The 26,761-nt window shown below is 46.1% G+C and carries 20 protein-coding genes and 1 tRNA gene; 13 read left to right on the top strand and 8 right to left on the bottom strand.

Annotated elements, in window-relative coordinates; genetic code table 11:
- The first annotated feature begins 498 nt into the window (after positions 1–498).
- Entirely contained in the window at positions 499–1,269 is a 771-nt protein-coding gene (locus QUB14_RS24490) for a hypothetical protein (RefSeq protein ID WP_333220223.1), read from the top strand.
- Between the two features lie 366 nt (positions 1,270–1,635).
- Positions 1,636–2,082 (top strand): hypothetical protein, encoded by a 447-nt coding sequence (locus QUB14_RS24495; protein ID WP_333220221.1) that lies wholly within the window; start codon positions 1,636–1,638, stop codon positions 2,080–2,082.
- 226 nt (positions 2,083–2,308) lie between these two features.
- On the opposite strand, the gene QUB14_RS24500 is transcribed toward QUB14_RS24495, so the two are convergent.
- Together QUB14_RS24500 and QUB14_RS24505 are read right to left on the bottom strand one after the other, a co-directional pair.
- Positions 2,309–2,863 carry a cyclic nucleotide-binding domain-containing protein gene (locus tag QUB14_RS24500; RefSeq protein WP_190656306.1) on the bottom strand — a complete coding sequence of 185 codons (555 nt, stop codon included), beginning with the start codon at positions 2,861–2,863 and terminating at the stop codon, positions 2,309–2,311.
- A 331-nt stretch (positions 2,864–3,194) separates the two neighbouring features.
- Positions 3,195–4,178 carry a DUF1517 domain-containing protein gene (locus tag QUB14_RS24505; protein ID WP_333220219.1) on the bottom strand — a complete coding sequence of 328 codons (984 nt, stop codon included), beginning with the start codon at positions 4,176–4,178 and terminating at the stop codon, positions 3,195–3,197.
- Between the two features lie 303 nt (positions 4,179–4,481).
- Between QUB14_RS24505 and hemB the strand changes: the two genes are divergently transcribed.
- Positions 4,482–5,465, top strand: coding sequence for a porphobilinogen synthase (gene hemB / locus QUB14_RS24510; protein ID WP_333220217.1), 984 nt, complete (start codon positions 4,482–4,484; stop codon positions 5,463–5,465).
- 938 nt (positions 5,466–6,403) lie between these two features.
- The gene (locus tag QUB14_RS24515) at positions 6,404–6,892 is read left to right on the top strand and encodes a GNAT family N-acetyltransferase (protein ID WP_333062152.1); all 489 of its coding nucleotides are present in this window, start codon (positions 6,404–6,406) and stop codon (positions 6,890–6,892) included.
- Positions 6,893–7,173: 281 nt separating this feature from the next.
- Here the strand turns inward: QUB14_RS24515 and QUB14_RS24520 are convergent, their stop codons facing one another.
- From QUB14_RS24520 to QUB14_RS24545, 6 genes are all read right to left on the bottom strand, one after another.
- A complete protein-coding gene (locus tag QUB14_RS24520; RefSeq protein ID WP_190656316.1) occupies positions 7,174–8,109 on the bottom strand; it encodes a sensor histidine kinase in 936 nt (311 codons plus the stop codon).
- Between the two features lie 25 nt (positions 8,110–8,134).
- A complete protein-coding gene (locus tag QUB14_RS24525; protein ID WP_333220214.1) occupies positions 8,135–8,725 on the bottom strand; it encodes an L-threonylcarbamoyladenylate synthase in 591 nt (196 codons plus the stop codon).
- Between the two features lie 46 nt (positions 8,726–8,771).
- On the bottom strand, positions 8,772–9,752 hold the full coding sequence (locus QUB14_RS24530) for a HemK/PrmC family methyltransferase (protein WP_333220212.1): 981 nt from the start codon (positions 9,750–9,752) through the stop codon (positions 8,772–8,774).
- Between the two features lie 147 nt (positions 9,753–9,899).
- Positions 9,900–10,736 carry a Tic22 family protein gene (locus QUB14_RS24535; protein WP_333220210.1) on the bottom strand — a complete coding sequence of 279 codons (837 nt, stop codon included), beginning with the start codon at positions 10,734–10,736 and terminating at the stop codon, positions 9,900–9,902.
- 152 nt (positions 10,737–10,888) lie between these two features.
- Positions 10,889–10,962 (bottom strand) — tRNA-Pro (locus tag QUB14_RS24540).
- A 493-nt stretch (positions 10,963–11,455) separates the two neighbouring features.
- Positions 11,456–12,007 (bottom strand): GNAT family N-acetyltransferase, encoded by a 552-nt coding sequence (locus QUB14_RS24545; RefSeq protein ID WP_190656386.1) that lies wholly within the window; start codon positions 12,005–12,007, stop codon positions 11,456–11,458.
- Between the two features lie 516 nt (positions 12,008–12,523).
- On the opposite strand from QUB14_RS24545, the gene QUB14_RS24550 reads away from it, so the two are divergent.
- The 9 genes from QUB14_RS24550 (at position 12,524) to QUB14_RS24590 (ending at position 26,718) form a co-directional block, all read left to right on the top strand.
- The gene (locus tag QUB14_RS24550) at positions 12,524–13,249 is read left to right on the top strand and encodes a hypothetical protein (protein WP_006631881.1); all 726 of its coding nucleotides are present in this window, start codon (positions 12,524–12,526) and stop codon (positions 13,247–13,249) included.
- 553 nt (positions 13,250–13,802) lie between these two features.
- Positions 13,803–13,940 (top strand): hypothetical protein, encoded by a 138-nt coding sequence (locus QUB14_RS24555; protein WP_333220208.1) that lies wholly within the window; start codon positions 13,803–13,805, stop codon positions 13,938–13,940.
- 248 nt (positions 13,941–14,188) lie between these two features.
- Entirely contained in the window at positions 14,189–15,058 is an 870-nt protein-coding gene (locus tag QUB14_RS24560) for an alpha/beta hydrolase (RefSeq protein WP_333220206.1), read from the top strand.
- Positions 15,059–15,447: 389 nt separating this feature from the next.
- Positions 15,448–16,590, top strand: coding sequence for a heat-inducible transcriptional repressor HrcA (hrcA, locus tag QUB14_RS24565; protein WP_445251862.1), 1,143 nt, complete (start codon positions 15,448–15,450; stop codon positions 16,588–16,590).
- A gap of 837 nt (positions 16,591–17,427) precedes the next feature.
- The gene (gene metG, locus QUB14_RS24570; protein ID WP_333220202.1) at positions 17,428–19,020 is read left to right on the top strand and encodes a methionine--tRNA ligase; all 1,593 of its coding nucleotides are present in this window, start codon (positions 17,428–17,430) and stop codon (positions 19,018–19,020) included.
- A 105-nt stretch (positions 19,021–19,125) separates the two neighbouring features.
- Positions 19,126–19,731 (top strand): LabA-like NYN domain-containing protein, encoded by a 606-nt coding sequence (locus QUB14_RS24575; RefSeq protein WP_006631885.1) that lies wholly within the window; start codon positions 19,126–19,128, stop codon positions 19,729–19,731.
- Positions 19,732–19,928: 197 nt separating this feature from the next.
- Positions 19,929–21,125, top strand: a complete 1,197-nt coding sequence (lptC, locus tag QUB14_RS24580) for an LPS export ABC transporter periplasmic protein LptC (RefSeq protein ID WP_333220200.1) — start codon at positions 19,929–19,931, stop codon at positions 21,123–21,125.
- Between the two features lie 858 nt (positions 21,126–21,983).
- Positions 21,984–24,779, top strand: coding sequence for an ATP-binding protein (locus QUB14_RS24585; RefSeq protein ID WP_333220198.1), 2,796 nt, complete (start codon positions 21,984–21,986; stop codon positions 24,777–24,779).
- A 4-nt stretch (positions 24,780–24,783) separates the two neighbouring features.
- Positions 24,784–26,718, top strand: coding sequence for an EAL domain-containing protein (locus QUB14_RS24590; RefSeq protein ID WP_333220196.1), 1,935 nt, complete (start codon positions 24,784–24,786; stop codon positions 26,716–26,718).
- Positions 26,719–26,761: the final 43 nt, after the last annotated feature.

Here is a 26,761-nt window from a genome sequence, read left to right on the forward strand (position 1 = left end):
ATTATGTGTCGCTGAACTTGAATCATTCCTCAATTGCTATCGTGATTTTTCTTAACTTATTCAGCAAGCCCTACTTAATCGCCAATAAGTAATTATTGAGGACTTACGCACTCCCAAACCAGCAAACCGTTTCATTTAAATATTATGGATGGGTTCAAGCCCGTGTAGGTTCTTGGAACAAACCAGGCGTCTGGAAACCCTTGTCTCCCGGAGTATTACTAATCACTAATAAACTGGGTTCACTAGGACGATTTCTTAACTGTCACACCTTATGAATCCATACCTAAACAACCTACCCCAAATCTCAACTACCTTCCACGATTGAGGTAGAGCAAGTATTTGTGGGAAAAAACAGGTTTATCGCAACCCTTGACCTGCATTGTTACTCATAACTAATGAACCGGGATTAATAGGACGCTCACTTAACTGTCACAGTTTATTACTCCACACCTAAACCACCTACCCACAATCAAAACAACATTCCACCAAGGCATCGCTATGTACTACACTTTCGCAGGTTTTGGTGCCGTCACAGGCATATTTTTGCTGCTAGTTTTTGCCATTCTGCAATGGCTGCACGTCTCCGCCGGCAGTTTTATTGATTGGGTAATTGCCATTGCTATTTTTGAATGGCTGTTGCTGATAGTTACAGTTCCCTGGAATATCCATTTTGAAGCAAAAGAAGTTTTAGCCCAAGCCGCAGAATCGACTAAAAAAAACATTGCTGTCGATCGGGAACAACTCCAATACGTTACTGTATTAGTTAGCCGATCGCTCTTGGCGGCGATCGCACTTCACCTGTTTAGCGCGATCGCACTTTACGCCCTAGCCGCCGCCGGAATTAGTGCTGTTGGCTATCTCAGTTCCGGTGCTGCACTGCTGTTAACTGTACTGCGTCCAGCTATCCGAGGTTATCAGTATTTAGCCCAGCGGCTGACAACTATCCGCAGCCAATTTTTGCACCCCCGCGAAGATATTGTCGAATTCCGCAGCCGCTTTGCAAAGTTAGAATCTACAGTTAAAGATTTGGCCAATCAAATAAGTTCAGACAATCCGAATTCGTGGGTGGCTGTCCAAAATCGGGAACGGGAAGCTATCAGAAGAGAATTAACTACTGTATCCGCATCTCTACAATCTTTGCAAGCGACAAATCAGGCAGAACACACTAAACTGAGAAGAGATGCAGAAAGTGCGATCGCCCAACTCACCGATGACGGACAATTTCTCAACCACGTCCGCGAAATCATCCGCTTCTTTAAAGAATCGTAAAGTCAGACGACTTTAGATTAAAGAATTGAATAATTGGGAATGACTGATGACTATCGAGCTTGAGAACTGGCCTACCGTAAAATTATGGTTCTAAACTGCTATCATTAGTCATTAGTACAATTCCCAATCCTCAAGCGGCAATGGCCACTTCCCTATCTTTAGATAGATGCCAAATAGTCGCAGATAGTAAAATTTTAAATAAAAACAGAATTTTATCAGTCTTCAGGAAGAGTCCATCAAGGTATTTTCCCTCACAGCAATTTTTCGCAAACTATAACCAAAGATAGTTTGTGAATGAGCTAGCTTGGGCATAATATTTAAACATAGCGCAAAGACCTTTTTGAAAAGATAACTCAGGAATAAATCATGACTAATCGCCAACCAACACCGCCCGAGAGAGAAATTAGCAAAGCAACACCCGCCGACGAAGAAATCGAAGCTAATATGGAAGCCCCCCACTACGACAGGGGCATTACTCCTGCGGAGACAGCAGCGCGGCAAGAACGCGAAGGCGCTAACTTCATGCACACAACCACCGAAGGGAAGCAGAAAAGTGCAAAAACTGATGACCAAACCGATGACGAAAGCATTCACACCACAGATGGTTATACAGTAGACAAAGAAGGTCTGGTTAACAATTACGCGATCGAACCGGAAATGTACATCAACGAACCCGGCGATTTGAGAGCAAAAGAAGAAGCCGAAGCCGCAGAACGCGCTCGAATTCTCGCAGAAGTCAAAGATAAAAAAGGCGAGGAAGGAAAACTGACAATGGATGCAGACACCCGCGGCAAAGGGCCGGGCATTATCTAGATTGTGTGGTTGGTAGTTGCGTTTCAGCGCGCGAAATTGCAACTGCAAACCCAAGGGGCGGGTTTTTATAGTTCCGGCAGTTATCGCTCTATATTTCCGGTACAACCCGCCCGTGTTGTGTTTTGCACGTCAGTTTTTTTGAGTTGAGAAGTTACATCGTACATCTCTCAATTACCGTATCAATCGGCAAGTTTTCACACCCAGCTCAAAAAAGCCGTAAAATTCCTCAAGCTTTAACATTTTCTCTCAGCCAATTAAACTTAGCCTCAGCTAGCGCCAAATTTTCCAGGACGTTAGGATTGATATCCTCTCGTTCAAATTCTGGTTGATCTAATTCAATATTGCGACCGTATTCTATATGTCTGATCGTACCGCGCATCCTGTCTGCCAGACACAGTGAAATTCCATAGTAAAACCGGGAAGCAAAGCCCATATCGTTTTGAAGTTTGATTACTAACTGCCGCCTAGGAATTGCCAGCAAGTGAGTTTCTTCGATCGCCTTCACCGTTGCCAAAGGAGGGCGAGCGTCAATGAAAGAGACTTCTCCCACCAGTTCTCCGCTGGCTATTTTAGCGAGTTCTCTAGTCCGCTCAGCCTCGATCAAAACGCTCAAACTCCCATTCAAAACAATGTATAGCGCATCGATCTGTCTCCCTTCATGGATCAAAATCCCGCCCGGATCTAGAACTTCCTTTTTGCCTTTATGGACGATCCAGTTGATATCGTCATTATTTAACTGGCTTAAAATAAAAAGTGCTTTTTTTCTGCTGCTGTCGGCCATAAGTTTTAGCTCTCGATCGCTTCTTCTTTCATATATAATTTAGATGGCGCGCGGTCGCCACTTCTGCCGAAGCAGTCCTCGCTCAATACAGTTTTTTTTACCCTGCCTAACTTCTTCGCAAAACCCATGCCGGGCAGGCTTTGCCAATACCAGATGAATCACGCTGAATCATGATCTCTCAATACTAGCATTTGTTAAACAATCTTTTTTAACTCGATCGACCTCAAAAAACTCGTGTAAAATTCGCGTCTCAAAACCAATTGGGTTCACCCGCCCAGCTTAGCTGCAGGATGGGGCGCGGTAGACAATACTCCGCGCCCAGTCTTGCTCACTAAATCGATCGCAAATCAGGATAGCCGGCCAACATATCGTCAGCAGTCAGAGTGTCCCCGTTGGCTTGAGGAGTCCACAGCACCTCAATCGCCAGCAACTGCTCGCTCGATACTCCCCCAATCTGGCGCAAAGCTTGGCGCAAATCTTCAGAATTTTTCACGGCTGGCAATTGCAATTTGCCTTGAGTACCGACAATCACCGTCACCACAATATATTCCCCGGGATCAGAATTCAAATCAGAAGCCACCAGTGCCCCCTTTTCCTGCAAACCAGGCAGGAGCTTGCTGCTCCCTGCTTGCCGGAGCTGGTTGTTATAATTCGAGAGCGTTTCTTCAGTAAATTTGCTGCGTTCTGCCAAAGAAAATTGATTAAACTTAGCTTCGGCTGCTTCCAAGCGAGTTTGCACAGATTCAGCGCCCGCGTAAGCCCAGTATTCTGGATGCCGCAGCAGCGCCAGAGTAGATTCTTGCAGCACTTGAGCGCGACCCGTAGCGGTATCGGTATCGGCTTTTAGCGCTAGGGCGTCGAGTTCGGCTTGCAAACCGCGGGCCTCTGCTAGCAAACCAACTTGCAAGCGGGCGACAGATACAGTGGTAGTAGGGGCGCTGTTGCCGAGTTCGTCAGTTCCGCCCCCGGCGCGGCGGAAGCTTTGGACGAGGAAATTAGCGATCGAGATAAAAATCAAAATCGAGAACAGGCCGCCAAACCCGCCCCCAAAGCCAAAAAACGGCAGCAAGAACGGGAAACCGAAACCGCCGCCAAAGCCGCCGCCCGGGTAGTAACCTCCTCCCGACGGCGCGTAAGTGCGACTCGGGGATGAGTAACTGCGCGCTGGAGCACTAAAAGAGCCGCCGCCGATACGTCCTCCGCTGCGGGCAGCCAGAGCTCCATCAGCGTTACCGAGGGCTAGCGTCAGTACCAGACCGATCGCGAATAGTGGTTTCAAAAGGGGTTTCATCTTTGAAATTAGTTGCTTGTACATAAGACCGTTACTATTCGATACATTTATAATTTACAGTTTATTCTCGCTTCTGGGCAGGCTGGTTGCAGGTGTGAAGCCAGCGAGATATCCGTACCAACCGATCCTGCAAGCACCGTTATGGCTGTGTCTGGGAACGGGAAAGGCTCGAAATGACTTGCATTCCTGACTACGAACAATGGCCATCGCGGGTTTTACAGAAGTTTACTTATGTAAAGGGCGATCGGCCAACAATAAGCTCTAGACTTTTAAAGCAACGCCGCGAGTCCTCAAAAACACGGCTTTATCTACCGTAAAAAAAACATTATGTTTCCAACTCACCGCCCCCGCCGCCTCCGCAACCATCCCCAACTCCGCCGGATGGTACGCGAAAATATCTTGACAACCAGCGATTTAATTTACCCCCTATTTGCCGTACCGGGGGAAGCTTTTGCTAAAGAAGTCACATCGATGCCGGGAGTTTACCAGCTATCGGTAGACAAAATAGTAGAAGAAGCAAAAGAAGTCTACGACCTCGGCATTCCCGCTATTATTTTATTCGGCATTCCCGCAGATAAAGACACAGACGCGACAGGTGCTTGGCACGACTGCGGCATCGTCCAACAAGCGACGGAAGCAGTTAAAAAAGCCGTACCAGATTTAATCGTCATCGTCGATACTTGTCTGTGCGAATATACCAGTCACGGTCACTGCGGCTATTTGGAAGTCGGAGATTTAAGCGGCCGCGTCTTGAACGATCCCACACTAGAATTGCTGAAGAAAACCGCAATTGCTCAAGCTAAAGCTGGTGCAGATATTATTGCGCCTTCGGGAATGATGGACGGTTTTGTCGGAGCAATTCGCCAAGGACTGGACTCCGCTGGATTTGAAGATATTCCCATCATGTCTTACGCGGCAAAATACGCCTCAGCTTATTATGGCCCGTTCCGGGATGCTGCCGATTCTGCTCCGCAATTTGGCGATCGGCGCACCTATCAAATGGACCCCGGAAACGGCCGCGAAGCTCTTAAAGAAATTGCTCTCGACATTGCCGAAGGCGCAGATATGCTCATGGTTAAACCCGCTTTAGCTTACATGGACATCATCTGGCGCGTGAAAGAAGCAACTAACCTGCCAGTTGCTGCTTACAACGTTTCTGGGGAATATGCGATGGTGAAAGCCGCCGCCCTCAACGGTTGGATAGATGAAGAAAGAGTAGTGATGGAAACTTTGACAGGATTCAAGCGTGCTGGTACTGATTTGATTTTGACTTATCACGCCAAAGACGCCGCCCGCTGGCTGAAAAACTGATTCATATCATTTCCGGTTACACTCATACATGATGTTGAGGGTTGACTGTTGACGGTTCACTGTCAACAGTCAACCCTCAACCGTCAACAGTGAACTCGAATTTACTATTCCGATGCTAACGGATTTGATATCACTCGATTTGAGATTAGAGATTAAAGAATTGACTCCACAGCAAAATCTTCGGGTGTTCCCGTGGAGTCAACACCTCTCTCGATCGATAGATGATTTTTGAGCCATTAGGACATATATTAAGCTCTCACTTACGCATCAAGACTTTCTGAAACCGGGTTTTTTGTCAGTGCGGTGGCTGTAACTACAAAAAAATTGGTTTCTCTGTAAGCGAACTCTAAACCCATACCAAATCAGTCCTTCGCCTCTAAAATCTCAAATCTCAAATCTCAAATGGTAGGAATTATAAGTTGGGAATTTTGAGCCAAAGACTTTTTTACAAAATTTACCCCAAAAAGTATTAATAATCACCGAAGCACAATCTTCGGGTATTCCCGTGGAGTCAACACCTCTCTCGATCGATAGATGATTTTTGAGCCATTACGCCATATATTAAGCTCTAACTTACGCATCAAGACTTTCAGAAAGCGGGTTTTTTGTCAGTGCGGTGGGCTGTAACTACAAAAAAATTGGTTTCTCTGTAAGCGAACTCTAAACCCATACCAAATCAGTCCTTCGCCTCTAAAATCTCAACTCTAAAATCTCAAATGGTAGGAATTATAAGTTGGAATTTTGAGTCAAAGACTTTTTTACAAAATTTACCCCAAAAAGTATTAATAATCACCGAAATAAGTGAGAAAATATGTATGAATAAAAATAGTTTTGTAAATCGGGAATTAAATCATTGATTGTTCCCAAGCAAAATCAACGATACCCGCTAAGACAGTAAAATTAACACAGTTTAGATACAAGTTGAAGGAAGATTGAGCATGACATCAACGACTAGGGATTCCAGTCACATTCAATTTTGTATAGGTCGCGATCGCGCAGACATCGCACAGATCCAAGAACTATTTAAAGCCGCCGCCTTTTGGGCGAGGGAACGCAAGATAGAAGATTGGGAAATTGCGATCGCCAACAGCGAACCAGTTGTTACAGTTTGGGATGGCTCACGCGCGATCGGCTTTGCCAGAGCCACCTCAGACGGGATCTATCGAGCTACCATCTGGGATGTCGCCATTCACCCGGATTACCAAGGTGCAGGACTCGGCCGTAAATTAGTGCAAACCGTCTTGAGTCACCCTCGAATGTGCCGAGTAGAGCGAGTTTACCTGATGACAACTTACAAACAAAGCTTCTACGAGCGCATCGGTTTTCAGAAAAACGCTAGCACCACAATGGTACTTGAAAATCAGCTTCTAGAAGAGAATCTCGAATTAGAAATTAGCAACGGCGAATTGCTAACTGCTAATTGTTAAATAATCACAAGATTGGCACCAAAATCTATAATATGTAGGGTGCTCTTCGGCGCACCTTACTACTTATAAATTACCCACAATCAGGACACAGCAGTGCCGTTTCCCTACAATTACCAGCAATCAGGACATACCAGTGCCGTTTCCCTACAATTAATCGAGCGATAGTTATATTAAATCCGTTAGGAGCGCAACGATCTAAATGGAGGACACGGCAGTGCCCTGTCCCTACAATGTTCTCTCCCTTCTTCCTTCTTCCTTCTTCCTTCTTCCTTCTTTCTTCATCACAAAGTTGCCAAAGGAATAGAACACTGAGTCCGGTTAAAATTGCACTCTTCGGACTCAGAAGGCACAGCCAGAACCTCCAACTTTCCGCTCATCAAACTTAAAAGAGTCTGATTCATCAATAACCTCATTCCAGAAGACACCTGAGAATTATCGCTGCTCTTGGTAACATCACACTCCAAATCGTGCTTCAGCAAATCCCACGACTCGCTCCAAGCACTCACTGAACGCTGATCGTCCACCCAAATGTGAACGTATCCAGATTCCGGCGAAGTATGGGCAGAAACAGAAATACTCCCCTCCTCCATCTGAGCAACAGCAGTATCTACCAAATTGACTAAAACTTGCCTAAACCTCGGCAAATCTGCCAATACATAAATCCCCGGATCGGGCGGCAATATCTCCAAACGAATGCCGCGATTAGCAGCTTGCAAGTAAGTTAAATCATCAACCTCGTCAAAAACCTTAGCTAACTGAATCGGCTCAATCTCCATCCTTTCAGTGCCGTGTTCAGTTTTAGCAACAGAGATAATTTCATCTATCAATTTCACCAGCTTGAGTGCCGCGACGTGAGCTTGCTCGACAAACTCTCGTTCCTCAGCAGGATCGTCGCACAAATCCGAGAGAATTAATTGCAGCGTACCAATCATAGTGCTCAGGGGCGATCGCAACTCGTGAGAAGTTCGAGCCAAAAAACCCGCCTTAAATTGGCTCATCTCCGATGCCATCTGATAAGCCAATTGAGTTTGCTTAAGTTGGTCAGAAAGGGCATCAAACTTCTCTAAGTGAATTTCTTGAGGAGGTGGGGCTACATTGGGCGCAGGTTCGGGCTGTTGCGAGCTTTTTTGCCGCAGGCGCCAAATCAAACTGCTTCCCAAACCCAGCCCCAGTCCCATACCTAAATATATAAAGTCGCTCCAGCCGATCGGCGCCATATTGCTTTGCCTTGGAGTTTAGCTTTTAGCATTCTAACTCGATCGTGCCTTGTCGCAAGATTTCCCAATCGCTGCCAGTCCATTTAGCCACAGTGGAAGGCAAACTCGAAGCTGGTGTCGCTGTTAATTCAGAAGGAACTAATGTCAAGACTTCGGGAAACTGAGCCTCAATTTCTGTCACAGACTCCAGAGGCGGCTGACCGGATAAATTAGCACTGGTAGTAGCCAAAGGGCCTGTCTGCTCTAGAATCTTTAGGGCAAGGGGAAGGTTAGGCACTCGTACTCCGATTGTAGTGGGGTCGATGGGATTCATCGCCGCCGGGACTTTTGGCGAAGCCGGCAGCACCAAAGTTAACGCCCCCGGCCAATAGGATTCGGCTACTTGCTGCCACAAGTTTAACTCTGCTGGACTTCCCTGCACGTAGGGCCACAAGGCTTGGGCCGATGCTGCCATCAAAATCAGCGGTTTGTCTTGACTGCGGCGTTTAGCTGCAAAAATCAACTCCGAGCGATCGGGCCGCGCAGCCAAAGCGGGTACAGTATCTGTAGGAAAACTCACAATATGATTGCCAGAAATTGCCCCTTGAACTAGGGCATCGATCGAAACTTGTGTCATGCCATTTTAGATTTAAGATTTGAGAATTTTGGCATATTCTTGAAACCTAAAGACGGTAGGCTAAGGCAAACCGATCGATTCCTGCTAAATCAGAAAATATCTGAACTTCACCGTAACTCCCGTGACTTTGCAGCATATCAGCTACCGCCTCAGCTTGTCCCGCCATCATCTCAATCAACCAAACTCCCCCGAATTCTAAATAATCGGGAGCCGTTTCTACCAAATGCCGGATGCACTCTAACCCGTCAAAACCGCCGTCTAAGGCCAGATGAGGTTCGTGTCGGACAACCTCCGGTTCCAGACTCAGCACCGTGCTGCTGGGAATGTAAGGCGGGTTAGACACCATACCGCTGACTTGACCTTTGAGAAATGCTAGCGGTTCCCACCAAAAACCTTGATAAAAATTAACTCGCGATGCAAAACCCAAATTCTCAGCATTCAGTCGAGCAACTGCCAAAGCTTCCGAACTGCAATCTACTGCATAAACCGTAGCATTTGTCAACGCAGAAGCCAAGCCGATCGCGATCGCCCCGCTGCCCGTCCCCAAATCCACCCAATGCGATTTGGCAAATTCTCCCCCCCGGAGCTCGGATAAGTTTAAATCTTCTCCCCCCCTTAGTAAGGGGGGGTTGGGGGGGGTAGATTTTTGATTGATATTTTCTGCTTCTAAACGGCTTTTAACAGCTTCTACAGCCAAATCGATCAGCAATTCCGTTTCAGGACGCGGAATTAGCACCGCCGGCGTTACTTTGAGCGAAAAATGGCGCCAATGTGCAACTCCCGTTAAATACTGCACCGGCACCCGTTCTTGTAAGCGCCGCTGCCACAATTGAGCAAGTTCAGATAAAGACAACTTTAATTCTATTTTTGGCAAATCTTTAAACGACTCCAAACGCAGAGCCAACCTATCCAAACCAGCCAGCTCTTGCAGCAGCCAGTCGATTTCTGCTAGGGGAATGTCAGAGGATCTCGCCTCGGTTTTAGCTTGATTCATCCACTGCCAAACCTCTAAACCCGAAACTAACATAAGACTTTGTAATAATGGCTAATTGCTAATTGCTAATTGTTAATTGCTAATTTCTAATTCGTAAATAATAGGTTGAGTCGAGAAACCCAACCTACTAATCAATGACTGATAACAGATGACTAATGACTGATGACTGCTGGCTAACTATTAGCGAGCCGGTCGAGCTGGAGCCGGAGAGGCAGGAGCCGGCCGAGCTGGAGCCGGAGCAACCTGTGGATTTTGGCCCGCACCGGCAGGTTGGAGCGATCGCACAAATTCCAGCGACTCCCGCGACGGAATCAAAATCATTTGGGTCAAAAACGGGTCGTTCTCAGTACGCAAAGCTTCCAAAACGCTCTCCAAGTTCACCACCTCAATCTTAATTGTGGCTGTCACGTTGGGCTGCTGCTGCTTAAAACGATCGACCATTCCCTGTAAATCCTCCTTGTTAAAAAACAAGGGAATCACCTCTTGCTGACCCCGCTGAATCGTCAAATAACCATTTTCCGCACCGCCTCTGGCCAAAAACAGAGGTACACCGTTGAACTCGTTAACTTGTTGACCAGTCTGTTGAAGTACAGTTTTAGCCGACTGCACCTGCTGCGGAGCCGGAACGAAAGCAAATTGCACTTCTTCCGGCTTGCCTTTATTTGCTTGAGTGATCTGATAAATTTCGCCCAGGGATACTGGCATCACGCGCACCGAGGCAGCCAACTGAGGATTTCTGGTTTTCAGTTGATCGACAAAAGCTTGAGCATCTTTCTGGCTGATGAAAATTCCCGCCACGGAAGCATTACCACTTTGACCCTGACCCTGCTTGGGAACAGAAGCGATCAGGGGCGCACCCTGAGCGTCTGTAATCGTAAATACTGGCACCGATCGCAATTTTTCCAAAATTTGCGGCTCCGGCAGTGCCAGTGCAGACATCTTGCCAAGGGGGGAGGGGCCCAGCAGAGTGCTGCCGACAATTCCCAATATTGCGCCCAAACGAACTAATGATTTCATGTTTTTTCCATCAGGAGCGATCCTGAAACACATTAACGCAAAGACTGGCGACTTAACACGATCGGCAAAAACTGCCTCAATTTGTTTTCATTTTGACGAAATGTAAACATCTGAGACAGTTCTGCTTCAATCTATTATTTAACATTGTGCGATCGGGATGACAGGATTTGAACCTGCGACATCCTGCTCCCAAAGCAGGCGCGCTACCAAACTGCGCTACATCCCGGTGGTATAGTTAGCTAACCTCTAACCATTAACACACAAAACCGCTTGCTTGTCAAGCTTTATTAAATATTTAGCTCTTGATGCAGCTAAGGCGAAGTTTTTTTCAGGTTGTGCTGTTTGACCCCACCCAAAAACCGATACCAGCCCCTGACTGCTATCGTGAGCTGCTCCCAATTTTAGACCCTAGTTCAATCTCCCAGATTCATCTGTGGAATAAATCTCAAATCTCAAATAGTTCCTTCGACTGAGGCCAACTCGACTGACGGGGACTTGGCCCTTCGACTGAGCGCCGATGGTCTGAGCGCTCGCCGAAGTCTCACGCCGCAGTCTCAAATCTCAAATTGACTGACAATACTTGCACAACTTCATAACGGCGCTGGTGCCGAGATACATCAAAGCCTAACTGACCACAGCGCACAGGTGCATTCGGTGTTGGCAGCGTCAATATTGTATTGTATATCCTCAACAAATCAACGCCGACCTGCACCTCTGGGCTAATCAGGATACCAAAACATACCTTTAATCCCCTCTGGATCGGACATAAAGCCCAAATTGCGGTAAAAATCCACCACTTGAGGGTCAGCAAATAAGGTAATGTTGCTGATATCTTCACTGCGGAGTTTTTTAATGATGTATTTCATCAGCGCCTTGCCCATGCCTTTGCCCTGGTAGTCGGGATGAACTACCACATCCCAAAGCGTGGCATTAAAAGCATGGTCTGAAGTCGCTCTGGCGAAACCCACCAGCCGTCGCTGGCTGCCCCGCATCTCCCACATAGAGACGACTAGGAAGCTGTGCTGAATAGCTTTTTTGACTTTACGCAGGGGACGGCGGGACCAACCCACTGCATTACAAAGTTCTTCGAGTTCGTAGAGGTCAATGTCCCGATCGCAACTGAAAAAGATGCGAGCGTTGCCGCTGGCGGGTTTGCGAAACGTTGGGGAAAGCGGATCGCCTAACCCAACAGCCACATCTTCCTCAATTTCCGGTGTTTGGGGTACAGAGGCAGACTCAGAACTACTAAATAAGTTTTTCCAAAAACCCATGCAGGCGCGGTTAAGGTAGTAGAAGTTGGACGACGAGAAAGAGAACCCGACAGATAAACCCACTCCGATCGGCGTGGGATGAATTGCCGGTAGCCTCTTGAGGAACAGTTTACGGTACACTCATCTTACGCCGAAAACAGGGATTTGTCGTCCAACATTGAGTCTGCGCTTTTTTGATTCTTGATTCTTGTCAAGTTTCGTAGAACTGTTCTGCTAGCCAGTGCGCGGACAACCCGCTTTTAAGGTAAAATTTGTTGCCGAACCAGGACAGAGGCATTTTGGGAAGTGCTTCTTTTGAGTGCCGCCGATCGCGCCGGAACTTATACCCTTGGTGGGAAATACCACTGGAATGGCGCAACGGTGACATTCTTGTGATCGGTTCCCCGACCGATTTGACTTTTGCTTTTAGTGAGAAGACGGGGACAATTTAAGTCGAATCGTCAAATCGAAAATCCCATTGCCATAAGGCATGGGAGAGTCAATACCTAGTATATCTCCCGCACCTTCTCCTCAATTATGGCTTCGGGTTTAAAACCATCTACACTAGAACTTCTCAAGCGCTTTAACCGAGCGTTTCCGCAGTTTTATGAGCAATTTGTCAGCAGCGAAATCCAGTTGCAAAACCTCAAATTAGCTTACCAGCTTTACAAAACTCGGCAAGCAGTCATCGAAATCCGAGCCGAAGGTAACAAAAGTGCCCTGCATTTTGCTTACCGGAACCAGTCTTTTCTATTGAGCGATATTTTTGGAGTGCTCGCCGCCTACGGACTGACAATTCACAGTCTGAGTCTGTACGGTCAAATTTACCCGCCCATGCTGGTATTTATCAAATTGGTCGTATCTCGCGGTGGCAAGGTACTGGCAGATAAAACAGCAGAAAACGTCTGTAGAGCGGTTCGAGAGGCCTTGGCGGGGCATTTTGAGGTTGAAGAGATGTTGGCGGTGGAATTTAATTTAGACGCGGGTTTGGAAGATGTGGCAACTGAATTCTACGTCGATCCGGTTTTCCACTTGCCAGCTTTGCTGATTGAAGCAGATAATCAACCTGGACTTTTTTACAAAGTTATGTATGCCATCTGGCAAGAGGATTTGTTGGTCGTAAATGCTAATTTGCTGGTTTGGCGGGGGCGAACTCGCCTAATTCTCTACTTGTTGGGGCCCAATGAAAGTTTAATTCCCGAGTATCTGGGTCAGAAAATCGCTGAGGGGGTGCGACAAAGATTGCTAGGCGAGCGATTTTAGGACAAGCTGCCGATGCTCCCTAAATAACTAGATTTCTATAAGTAGACATTAGTTTGCAGAAGTTGTCCAGTGAGATAGGATAAAAAGCTCGGCAAAATTGTTCGTACAAACGAGTGTAGATAGCGGTTCTCATAAACATGAGACACGCCGAAACGATGTTGTCAAGTTTTTTAAGTTTGATGGCGTACTTTAACTTGAAGCGCAAACAGCGCGTGGTGAGTCGTAAAGGCCGATGTTATAACCGTATAAATGCAGTAAATAAGCTCGCGCAACTACACGCAAAAGTCGCAAATATCCGCACAAACGCGCTCCATAAAATTACGTATTACTAGCCCCCAATCCTGGCAAAGTAACAATATACAAGTAAGTGCTAATTTTTTGAAAAGTTCTTAAAATTTCATAATTTTGGTGTGGCTTTAATAGTTGAATATGGGAGTTACTAATTTAATTGGTAACTAGCATACAAAAATATTTGTTTGTCTAAATTGACACTGATATCCCGATGGTTTACGACTTTCAAATCGGCTAAAGTTGGGAAAATTATTGCCGCAAAATGCCCTTAAAAAATCGCGCTGATGTATGTCCCCCTTGCGATCGTACAGCAGACAGAAATTTGAATACTGCAAAAAACCTAGAACGCTGGTTTGAAGGAATATTTATTCCAGGGCGATCGGATAAAAGGGCAAGCTAGGCCAAGATTGCCAGTGAATTGGACAAAAATCTTGTAGCGTCAACTTAAGACCGCGCGTTGCAGCAGGAAGTAAGCGGTAAATCGATAAAGTTGAGTCTTTTTGACTTACTTATAGCGCTTCTTGGGTAGATGAGGTAAACAATTCCACTGAAAAAGCTTGAGAACACAGGGTTTCGCCGTACTCTCTCTTTCTGAGAAAGGCTATACATAGGTTTACATAGGTCTTATGGAGCGGGTAGGATAAAAGTATGGCAACAATCGACATCCTAGGGGTTCGGCACACTTACGAGTTGACGGCTCCGACTGCAACTTCCCCGGTTCTGGTATTTGTCCACGGCTGGCTGTTAAGCCGCCACTACTGGCAACCTTTGACCGATCGCTTGGCATCAAACTATCAGTGCCTTACCTATGATTTGCGGGGGTTTGGCGATTCTCAATCGGACTCCGGCGACGATCGCCCATGTTCCGAACCGCTAAATTCCTGCTACACTCCCGCAGCTTACGCTCGCGATTTGGAACTTTTACTCGAAAAACTCGATATATCTTCTGCTTGGCTGGTGGGACACTCTCTGGGCGGTACGATCGCTCTATGGGGAGCCAGCAAATTGTCCGCTCGCGTTAAAGGCGTGGTCTGCATCAATGCAGGGGGCGGCATCTATCTTAAGGAAGAATTCGAGCGGTTTCGAGCGGTCGGCAAGCAGCTAGTGACAATGCGTCCCGGCTGGCTGCCTCACTTGCCGTTAGCAGATTACCTGTTTTCCCGCGATTCTGTAGCCCGCCCGATCGGCAGATCCTGGGGACGGCAGCGCTTAATAGATTTCGTGGGAGCTCATCCAGAGGCAGCTTTGGGGGCTTTGTTGGACTCGACCACAGAACCGGAGATTCACCTGTTGCCACAAATTGTCTCCCAACTCAAGCAGCCTGTTTATTTTATTGCCGGTACTAAAGACAAAATTATGGAACCAAAATACGTGCTGCATTTGGCTAGCTTTCACTGGATGTTCCAAGGTTGCGGCGAGAATGTCCTTCAGCTTCCCGATTGTGGCCATTTGGCAATGGTGGAACAGCCGGATGCAGTGGCTAGTTATCTGCAAAATATTCTCAAAGAACACACTTAAAGGGAATTGGGCAAAACAAAGCCGAGGAATCGGGCATTAGGCCGAGATCCGGTTCGGGGAAACGAAGCTAGCAAATAGAAAGTTATAGCAGAAGGAAGAAGGAAGAACGAAGAAGGCTTTAGTTGTTATCTAGGAGAGAAGGAAGAAATTGACCGGATGGGGAAAGTGCAATTAAGAACGTCCTAACCGTCCGGGCGGTTGCTATACAAGTTAAAAGTTAAAACATTCTTCCCTGTTCCCTGTTCCTTCTTACCTCTTGCTTGTTCCCTGTTCCTTCTGCCTTCGCCTAAATCTGTTATCTTAAATAGATAAGTCTGCCCGCTCGCCCTCTTCGGACAGACGTTTCGATTCAATAGTGGCTTTCAACTCTAAATTCTAATTCTGCTTAAATATCTGTGCGCGTTAACCTCACCGATCGGCAACAACACATCCTTTGGGCAACGGTTCGCCACTACATAGCTACAGCGGAACCCGTTGGCTCAAAAGCTTTGGCTGACGAATTCAACCTCAGCGTCAGCCCAGCTACAATTCGCAATGCGATGGGGACTCTTGAAAAAGCTGGACTGCTTTATCAGCCCCACACTTCGGCAGGACGAGTCCCCTCTGACTCGGGCTACCGAATTTATGTAGACCAGTTGATCCAGCCGTCTGATACGCTGGCCCGCAAGGTGGAACAGGTACTAGACCAGCTCAACTGGTCGGATGGTCGCATGGACGCGGCACTCCGCGGCGCTGCTCAAATTCTGGCAACTATCAGCGGTTACATAGCAATGATCACCATACCGCAAACCAATATGGCTTGCTTGCGCCACTTGCAACTGGTGCAGCTAGAGCCGGGAAAGGTGATGCTGATCGTGGTGACGGATGCCTACGAAACTCAGTCGGTTTTGGTGCAGTTGCCGAGGGACGCAGAAGGTAACACGCCTGATGTCGAAATCGTCGATCGCCAATTGCAGATTTTGTCGAATTTTTTGAACAGCAAGTTGCGAGGACAATCGCTCTCGGAACTCTCGACTGTAGACTGGAGCGAGTTAGACCGGGACTTTGAACTGTACGCTGAGTGGATGGAAACCATGCTGACTGCTTTGAGCAGCCGCCAAAGCAATCCAACCTACACGCGGATTCTGATCGGCGGTTTAGCAGAAGCGCTGCGCTTGCCTGAGTTTTCGCAGTTGCAGCAAGTTCAAACCCTGGTGCAACTGCTCGAACAAGAGCAAGAACTGCTTTGGCCTTTGATTTTTGAATCGCCTGAGTTGGACATCCCCGGGAAGCGCGTAACGGTGCGTATTGGTTCGGAAAATTCTTTAGAACCAATTCGTGGCTGTACTCTGATTTCTTCGACTTACCGCCGGGGCTCAGTGCCGGTGGGTAGTGTTGGGGTTTTGGGACCGACGCGGATGGTTTATGAAAATGCGATCGCGGTTGTGGAAGCTGCTGCGGATTATTTGTCAGAAGCTATTGGCGGAAATCGAGTGAGTTTTCCTGATGGCGATCGAGGGCGATCGGATCATCCCTTGTTAGATGCACCCTAATGTGAGAGCCCCAAGCTTAACTGGCTTGGGGTTTTATTGTGTGTGGACGTACTCGTAACCTTTATCAACCGGGTTTTGTGACAAAAAACCTAGGCTTTTATCCCACATTCCGCACCCAGGGGTGTTACACAGTATAATTACGCAGAAAACTCTATCCTTGAAGTAATAAATTATGCTGTTAAATAGTTATTTATCCGTTAATATACGGTATAATAGTAGAATTTATAGTTTTATTGCTGGATCAAAATAAGTAAAAACCGATAGTGAGAGTTGAGGGTGCGAAATGTGGGTTTTATACTATGTTTTGGGGTAAGAAACTAAAGCTTCGCGCTTGACCAGAGAGTTTCCTAAACAACCCGGTTTCTGCGTCCACGAGCGGCTCGGAAAGTCGCAGGAGTTACGGGGGAGCGACTTTCCAGCGATTGGGAGAAAAAGATTGCGATGGCGAGCGATCGCGCATTTACAGAAAGTGGTCGCGGAGTGTTAGTCGAATGGCAGGTTTAGCAGCCCAACCGATGAGTTGTGTTGCAAACGGGGTGGGCGATCGCCCGCTCTAGGGATAGCTGCTGCGACAAATAAATTGAGGCGGCCCGAACCCCGCGATCGTCGCTTCCCAAGGCAGCAGAATGTCAAAATATTAAGACATTTTAGAGAGTTCGTCAAAAAGAACTAAAAAAGATTAGTGTTGATATGAAAGCAATATTTCTTTTGGGAATAGCCCGGGTTAAACAATTGCAAATAACTTGCAGTGAATTTGGCTTGATTGCCACTCCATAAAAAATTTAACCGCTGAGTTAAGATCGAAACGGAATTTAGGGAATTTTCTTTTAGCATTCAATGAAATCGACTGATAAAACTAAAAATACCTTTGCGATAACAACGCCTCTGTATTATGTAAACGATTTACCTCACGTTGGCAGTGCTTACACGACTATGGCTGCGGATGCCGTAGCCCGATTTGAGCGGCTGCGGGGCAAATCTGTTTTGCTGGTTACGGGGACGGACGAACACGGGCAGAAAATTCAGCGGACAGCCGAGAGTTTGGGACGATCGCCCCAAGCTCACTGCGATTCAGTGGTTCCGGCGTTTGAGGCGCTGTGGAAGCAACTCGACATCCAGTACGATCGCTTCATCCGCACAACTTCGCGGCGCCACGAGTACATTGTCAAAGAATTTTTCCAGCGCGTCTGGAACTCCGGCGACATCTACTTGAACCAGCAACAAGGCTGGTACTGCGTCTCCTGTGAAGAATTCAAGGATGAACGGGAATTGTTGCCCGGAAATCGGTGCTCCGTCCACACCAGCAAGGAAGTTGAGTGGCGCGACGAGGAAAATTACTTTTTCCGTCTGTCGCGGTATCAAGACCAACTGCTGGCATTGTACGCAGAACGTCCCGACTTCATCGCGCCCGAAAGCCGACGCAACGAAGTGCTCAGTTTCGTCAACTCTGGACTGCAAGACTTTTCGATTTCTAGAGTAAATCTCGAATGGGGTCTGCCAATGCCAGTTGACCCCAGTCACAGCATCTACGTCTGGTTTGACGCTTTGCTGGGATACGTCACCGCCTTGCTAGATCCGGACAGCGACCCGATGTTGGAGAATGCTTTATCTAAATGGTGGCCGGTTGACTTGCACTTGATCGGCAAAGATATTCTTCGCTTCCACGCAGTTTACTGGCCGGCAATGCTGATGTCAGCGAATCTGCCGGTGCCGGGTCGCGTCTTCGCACACGGGTTTTTGACCAAAGACGGCAAAAAAATGGGGAAAACGGAGGGTAATACTTTAAACCCTGTCGAATTGGTCAACAAATACGGCGCTGATGCAGTGCGTTACTATTTTCTCAAAGAAATTGAGTTCGGAGAGGACGGCGATTTTAACGAAACTCGGTTTATCAATATATTGAATGCTGAGCTAGCAAATGATTTGGGAAATTTGCTTAACCGTACCCTAAACATGGCTCGAAAATATTGCGGTGGTTGCGTACCGAATGTGTTGGGAGAAAACATTGACGGCGACAACCTTCTCAAGGCTATGAGCCTGGATTTGGGGGCTCAAGTAGCGGGTTTTTACGAAGAGTTGGCTTTTAGCAAGGCTTCCGAAGCCGTGCTTGCATTAGTGCGAGCCGGGAACAAGTTTATTGACGTGCAAGCACCTTGGAGTTTGTACAAGCAGGGACAGATCGAAAGTGTGGCACAAGTGCTATATTCTGTTCTGGAATCTGTTAGACTAGCATCTTACCTTTTATCGCCGATTATTCCAAATATCAGCAACGCTATCTATCAGCAGCTAGGTTTTTCAATTGACTTTAACGATCGAGTTACAGTTAACAGTTTAGCGAATTTTGCAGCTCATGCTGCCTGGGGCGCTTTGCCGGCAAACCAAACTCTGGGGGAACCCCAACCTGTTTTTAAGCGGCTCGAACTGCTGTAAACAGTACCTTCATAGTTGGCAGCCAGGGCTCTGGGTGTGATGACAGACTACGAATTAGCAGTTATTTCCTTACCAATCTTTCATAAAAATTGAGGCATAACAATCATGTTGAATAGAATAGAAAGCAACGACCTTTTTACGCCGGAACAGGTTCTAGAAAATCGCGGTCGAGTAGCAATTTTTATTGACGGTTCTAACCTTTTTTACGCGGCTTTGCAGTTAGGAATCGAGATTGATTACACTAAGCTGCTGTGCCGTTTAACTGCGGGTTCGCGGCTGCTGCGCTCTTTTTTCTACACTGGTGTCGATCGCACTAACGAGAAACAGCAGGGGTTTTTGCTGTGGATGCGCCGCAACGGCTACCGGGTGATTTCTAAGGATTTGGTACAGTTGCCTGACGGTTCTAAGAAGGCGAATTTAGATGTAGAAATCGCTGTGGATATGATGGCTTTAGTGGGGTCTTACGACACGGCGGTTTTGGTCAGCGGTGACGGCGATTTGGCTTATGCTGTTGATGCTGTGAGCTATCGCGGCGTGCGGGTTGAGGTGGTGAGTTTGCGATCGATGACGAGCGACAGTTTGATTAATGTAGCCGATCGCTATATCGATTTGGAAATGATTAAGGACGATATCCAAAAAACATCGCGCCCTAATTATGCTTACCGCCCTTTGTCGGGTCTGAGCTTGATGGAGGAACACGACGACAGATAGGGATTTGGTAATGGGTAATTGGTAAGGGTTAATAGGTGATGGTTGATGGGTTGAATCATTAAGAATTAGAAGTTAAAAATTTAGACCAAGCATGACACATTTTTAATTTTTGATTAAGTGTTTTTCCATACCCAATTATCAATTACCAATTCCCCATTCCCCATTCCCAATTACCGATTACCAATTCCCCCTTCCCAATGATTAATCTCAAATCCCAAATTCCCAATTTCAAATCCCCAAAATTGATGCTGCTATTTTTATCAGCACTGATTTTGGGGATTGGTGCTTGTGCGGTTCCGCAAGAGACTCAAAAGAACAAATTAGCGGAGGATATCAAAACTGCTCAACAGTCAAACAGCACTTTAACTTTAAACAAAGTAACTCTAGAACAAGCAAACGAAAAGGGCGAGACGTTCTGGAAAGTAAACTCGCAAAATGCCGTTTACAGCAAAGACCAAAAGATAGTTAACGTTCAGAAACCCGTGGGCAAATTGTTTCAGGACGGCAAAGAAATTTACGACATTCAGGGAGAAACGGGGCAGGTATTTCAGGAAGGAAATCAAGTTTTCCTCAAAGGTAACATAGTCGCTAAAGACCTAAAAAATGGAGTGATATTGCGCGGAAATGAGTTGGAGTGGCGACCAAAGGAGGATGTTTTAGTTGTCCGCAACAATTTGACGGGAGAGAACAAACAGGTGACGGCTTCAGCGAAGGAAGCGCGGGTTTTCAGTAGGGCTAAGAGAATGGAGTTATTCGGATCTGTAGTGGCGAATGTTAAAGATCCGGTTTTGCAATTGCGAACCGAGCACTTAGTGTGGTTTGTGGATCAACAAAAGGTAAACAGCGACAAACCGACTCAAATTGACAGATACAAAGATAAAATAGTAACAGATAGCGGTTTTGCTGACAAAGTAGATGTAGACTTAAAAACTAAGATAGCGACGCTAACGCAAAACGCTCAGTTGATGCCATCAGACCCGCCGCTACAAATAGAAAGCAGTTTGATGAGTTGGAATTTTCCGGCGCAATATGTGATATCGCCCGGGCCTGTGAAGGTTTTGCACCGCGTAGAAAAGGTGACGATGACTGGGGATACGGGGCGGGGAGATTTAGAGAAAAAAATTTTTTATTTGACTGGAAATGTAGTAGGAATCGGGGAAAAACGTCAAGCTCAATTAAATACCGATCGCGTAACGTGGTATTTAACTAACCAGACTTTCGACGCCGAAGGAAATGTTGTTTACAAGCAACTAAATCCGGTGTTTAATTTGACTGGGCCGAGGGCGGCGGGAGAGTTGAAAAATCAAACTGTGATTGTCAAAGGCGACGGTGGTGGCGGCCAAGTGGTTACGGAATTTGTACCCGACGAGTACAAGAAAACTTTGGGACAGTAGAGAGGGCTGCGATCGCAGATGCGGGCAGATGAACACCCATAAACGCAAATCTAATTAAGATTAGATTGAGTAAGCAGGGGTTGGGATGACAACAAATTTACAAACAATTTTAGAAAGGCTTGATGAACCTATAGCCATCCTAAATCATTTGTGAATTTCTTACTCCCTCCCCTTGATAAGGGGAGGGTTGGGGTGGGGTCAAAAATTTACGACTCCTGCAAGGATTGCTATATCTTAATTGACTGATTAAGTTGGAGAGAGTTTAAGGCTGTTGAACTGCATCTCTCGCCTCCGGGGGTGCGACTGTCGTTTTTAGATGGGGTGTTGGAGATTAGACGTATCCCTGGAAGAAAAAACGAAACTGCCAAACAGCGGATTTCAACGCTATCTCGCTCAGCCCCTACGTTTCCGGCGATCGCCCGTGCAGCCAAATCTTTTTAAGCTTCGCATCTGATTCAACCTGAACTAATGGCAAAGTTGAGTTTAGGGTTGATTTAGGCACTATGCACTCAAAAGTATTAGGACTTACCAGAGCCCCCCAATGCCTTGACCAAGGGGCTTTCAAGTGGCTCCCGGGAGCGGTTCCCCGTTTTGAAGCGGTTTCTCCCGGGAGTGGTTCCCCTCTTTTTAAGGGTGGCTCTGGGGGTCAGGATGGCTCTGGGTTTCAGACCGTATAGTGCCTAAGTCCTGAATATAATTGTATGCTTAGATAACTTCATATTGAGGTCTTGGCCTACAAGTAAATGGAGGTGTACTTAATATAGAGGGAATCAAGAATTTCCCTAGAGATCGCTTTAAATGACCAAGGGTAAGCGACTGTTGTTATTGATACAATCCACATACTAAAATGACTCCGCCATGACACTAATCGCAAGGGAGAATGAACTTGCAAAAAGCTCTCAAAAAATCCCGCTGCGCCTCGTCTTAGTCGTACCATTCGTGCTGCAAATCTTTGTCGCTGTCGGACTGACAGGTTGGCTCTCGCTACGCAACGGCAAAACGGCCGTCAACAATGTTACTAGCCAATTACGAACGGAGGTACTCGCCCGCATCAATCAACAACTAAACACTTACTTGGAAACGCCTTATTTAGTCAATGGCATCAGCGCTGATGCCATTCGCCGCTTTGGGTTGTGGAATCCAAACAATATGGGTGCGATGAGAAGTTACCTCTTCTGGCAGCTCAAGCAATTTCCCACCGTTAGTTACATTAGTTTTGGAGGGGAAAGAAAAGAATATGCGGGTGCTGGATATAAGGATGATGGCAGTGTTGTTATTGAAATAACCGATAAATCTACTAATTTTCTTAATACGATCATCAGGGCAGATAGAGAGGGCAACCCGACTCAGTTTAAGGAAACCCACCCCGAGTACGAGCCGCGCATTCGACCCTGGTATAAAGCCGCAAAAGTTGCAGGCAAACCCCAATGGAATAAAATTTATCAATATTATATTCAACCTAGCCTAGGAATCTCGGCTAGCCAACCTGTTTACGACAAAAAGGGGACTTTTATAGGAGTGGTAAGTACCGATTTGTTCCTCTCACAAATCGGCGAGTTTCTCCAGAGTTTAAAAATTGGTAGATCGGGAAAGACTTTCATCATAGAACGCTCTGGCTTGCTAGTGGCTTCTTCCACCGGCGAGAAGCCATTTTTTAACAGCAAAGATGGCAAAAAAACACAAAGATTAAAAGCGATTAAAAGCGGCGTCCCTTTGATAAAAGGTACAGCGCAGCATTTAATAGAACGCTTTGGTAACTTCACCGAAATTAGCAGCAACCAGCAACTAGACTTCATCCTAAATGGTCAGCGGGAATTCGTGCAAGTATCCCCCTTCCAAGATGGTCGAGGTCTTGATTGGCTGATTGTTGTAGTTGTTCCAGAAGCCGACTTTATGGAGCAAATCAATGCCAATACCCGCAGCACTATCCTACTCTGCGTTTTAGCGTTAGTGCTGGCGACGTTGTTAGGAATCCTCGCCTCCCGCTGGATTACCCATCCTATTTTTCGTTTGAGTAAAGCGAGTAGAGCGATCGCCAACGGTGAATTAGACCAAAAAGTAGAGGTCAATAGCATCGATGAACTGGGAGTTCTCGCTCAATCTTTTAACCAAATGGCACTGCAATTGCGCGAGTCTTTTGCTGCTTTAGAAAAGACCAACTCCGAGCTAGAAAATCGAGTAGAAGAACGGACAAGTGAGCTAAAAGAGGCAAAAATTGCCGCTGATACTGCTAACCATGCCAAGAGCGAATTCCTCGCCAACATGAGCCATGAACTCCGCACACCCCTGAACGGGATTCTGGGATACGCTCAAATTATGGAACGCGAGAAAACTACCACTCCTAAACAAAAAGATGCTATCCAAATTATTCACCAATGTGGTTCGCACTTACTCACGCTGATTAACGATATTTTAGATATTTCTAAAATTGAAGCCAGTAAAATGGATCTTGAAAGTTCAAGTTTTAATTTTTCTTCTTTTCTGATGGGGGTTGTGGAAATGTGCCGCATCAGAGCCGAACAAAAAGAAATTACGTTTAATTATCAAGTCTTAAATCAACTTCCTAACGCTGTCAATGCTGATGAAAAACGACTGCGCCAAGTTTTAATTAACCTTTTGGGCAATGCTATTAAATTTACAGAAAAAGGTGGTGTTATTTTTAAGGTAGGCGTAATAGGTGAGGGGGAAGACTCCGACCAATCACCCCTGACTAAAATTCGTTTCCATATCCAAGATACTGGGGTTGGAATGGCACCAGAACAGTTAGAAAAAATATTTTTACCGTTTGAACAAGTCGGAAATAGCCAGAAGAAGGCCGAAGGCACAGGGTTAGGATTAGCGATCGCACAGAAAATTGTTCAACTGATGGGAGGCGAAATAAAAGTCGAAAGTATACTCGGTCAAGGCAGCATTTTTTACCTCGATTTAGAGTTGACGGAATCCTGTGAATATATTGAAAAAACTTCGATTAATAATTCGCTTTCTTTAAAAGGCTTCAAAGGAAATAAAAATAAAATTCTTTTAGTAGACGATCGATTTGAAAATCGAGGTTTTCTGATAAATTTTTTAGAACCACTAGGTTTTCAAATCATGGAAGCTTGTAATGGAACAGAGGGTTTAGCTAAAGCTGCTGAGTTTTACCCCGATCTGATTATCACAGACTTAGTGATGCCAGTAATGGATGGATTTGAAATGTCGCGACGCTTGCGACAATCACCAGAATTTAAAGATGTCATATTGATAGCATCCAGCGCCAGCGTATTTAACTTCGATCGGCAAAATAGCCAAGAAGCAGGTTGTAACGAGTTCATGTCAAAGCCTATCCAAGTAGAAGAATTGCTAGAAGTATTAAAAAAATACTTACAAATCGAATGGATTTACGACGAACCTGGTGATTTGGCAAACGAACAGCAGGAAGGTTTCACGAATTTATTAAATGTTCCAAGTGGTGAGCTTACGATCCCGCCATCAACAGAGCTTGTAACGCTGTTTAATGCAGCTCGAATCGGCGATATTGAAGTTGTTGAGCAGGAAGCCAATCGACTCAAACAGATAAACGGCAAATATCATCCGTTTGCTAATAAATTGTTGGAATTTGCGAAAAATTTTGAAGAAAAAGAACTACTAGCTTTTGTAAAAAAACATTTGGGGTAATAAAATGCTCAACCAAAAAGACAATGTAATTTTAATTGTTGACGATAACCCGAATAACCTAAAACTTCTGTTCGATTTTTTGAAGGAGTCAGGCTTCAAGGTTTTAGTGGCTAAGGATGGGGAAAGTGCTATTGAGAAGTTACAAGAAGTTTCGCCAAATATCATATTGTTAGATGTGATGATGCCGGGGATAGATGGGTTTGAAACCTGCTACCGCTTAAAAGCATCGGTGGCAACGAAAGATATCCCTGTGATTTTTATGACAGCTCTTACGGATCGCGTGGATAAGGTTAAAGGTCTGTCAATGGGGGCAGTAGATTATATCACCAAACCCTTTCAGCAAGAAGAAGTCCTAGCCCGCGTGCAACTACACCTGAGACTGCGAAATTTGACCAAGACGCTGGAAGAGCAAAATGTGCTTCTCAAACAGGAAATTGAAGCGCGAAAAGAGGCGGAAGCCGCCTTGCAGAAACTCACTTCTGAGTTAGAGCAACGGGTGGCTGCTCAAACGGCTGAACTTAGACAAGCCGTCACCGAGCTTCAACAGACTCAAGTTCAGTTGTTGGAAAGAGAAGAAAAATTAGGACATTATGCTTTTCACGACGCGCTAACGGGTTTGCCTAACCGCGCTTGGTTTATGAATCGGCTGCAACAGGCGATCGACTTGTCGTACAGACATGAAGATTATCTATATGGGGTGCTATTTATTGACCTAGATCGCTTTAAAGTAGTGAATGATAGCCTCGGACATTTGGTTGGGGATGAATTACTAAAAAGCATTGCTCGTCAACTGCAAGTTTGTTTACGCCATACAGATGCAGTTGCGCGGTTTGGAGGAGATGAATTTGTGATATTGCTGGAAGATATTAAAGATATTGATGAACCAAACAGGGTGGCTGAACGCATCCAAAATCAATTAAGGCAGCCGTTTAATTTGAATGATTATGAAGTATTTACCGATATCAGCATTGGAATTATCGTTAGCACAATGGGTTACGATCGCCCAGAAGACGTGCTCAGAGATGCGGATATCGCAATGTATTATGCTAAAGCTCAAGGTAGAGGGCGTTACGAAACTTTCGATCCAGCTATGCAAACTGTGGCGATGACGCGGTTGCAGTTGGAGAACGACTTGAGAAGGGCAATGGCGCTACAAGAATTTTGCGTTTACTACCAGCCAATTGTCTCCCTTTCTACGGGGCAACTGAGTGGCTTTGAAGCTTTGGTGCGCTGGCATCACCCATCTGGCATAATCTACCCGCCTGCTGAGTTTATCCCTGTGGCTGAAGAAACTGGTTTGATCAATGAATTGGGGTGGTTTGTTTTGCAGGAAGCTTGTCACCAGATTAATATTTGGCAGCAACAGTTTCCCCAAACACCTCCCTTGGCGATTAATGTCAATCTTTCCCCCGTGCAGCTCAAGCAAGCAAACCTACTCAATCGAATTGAGGAGATTTTGCAGCAGACTGGCTTTCCCAGCTACCGTCTCAAACTAGAGATTACTGAAAGCTGCATTTTGGAAACAGTATCCAGGGAAGAAAAGATGTTGAAGCAGCTAAAAGCTCTAGGCCTTATGTTGTGTATCGACGACTTTGGCACGGGCTACTCTTCTTTAAGCCGCTTACACGAGTTTCCCATTGATACCTTAAAGATTGACCGCTCTTTTGTGAGCCGCATTGGGTTAGACAACAGCGGCGTAGAAATTATCCAGACAATTGTAACGCTAGCTCGCAGCCGAGGTATGGATATTGTGGCAGAAGGCATAGAAACGCCAGCACAGCTACAGAAACTGCGAGAGTTGGGGTGTGAGTTGGGGCAAGGATATTTATTTTCTAGGCCTGTAGACAGCTTCAAGGCAACCGAATTATTAGGCTTAAAAGTAGGGCTAGCAAGCTGGCCTGACATCTATAGCGTTTCTCAGATAGATGAGGTACAATAACAGCAGTGAGTAAACCAATTCCTCATATCGGATAATGTAACTT

Source organism: Microcoleus sp. B3-D2 (assembly GCF_036705345.1).
Classification (GTDB): domain Bacteria; phylum Cyanobacteriota; class Cyanobacteriia; order Cyanobacteriales; family Microcoleaceae; genus Microcoleus.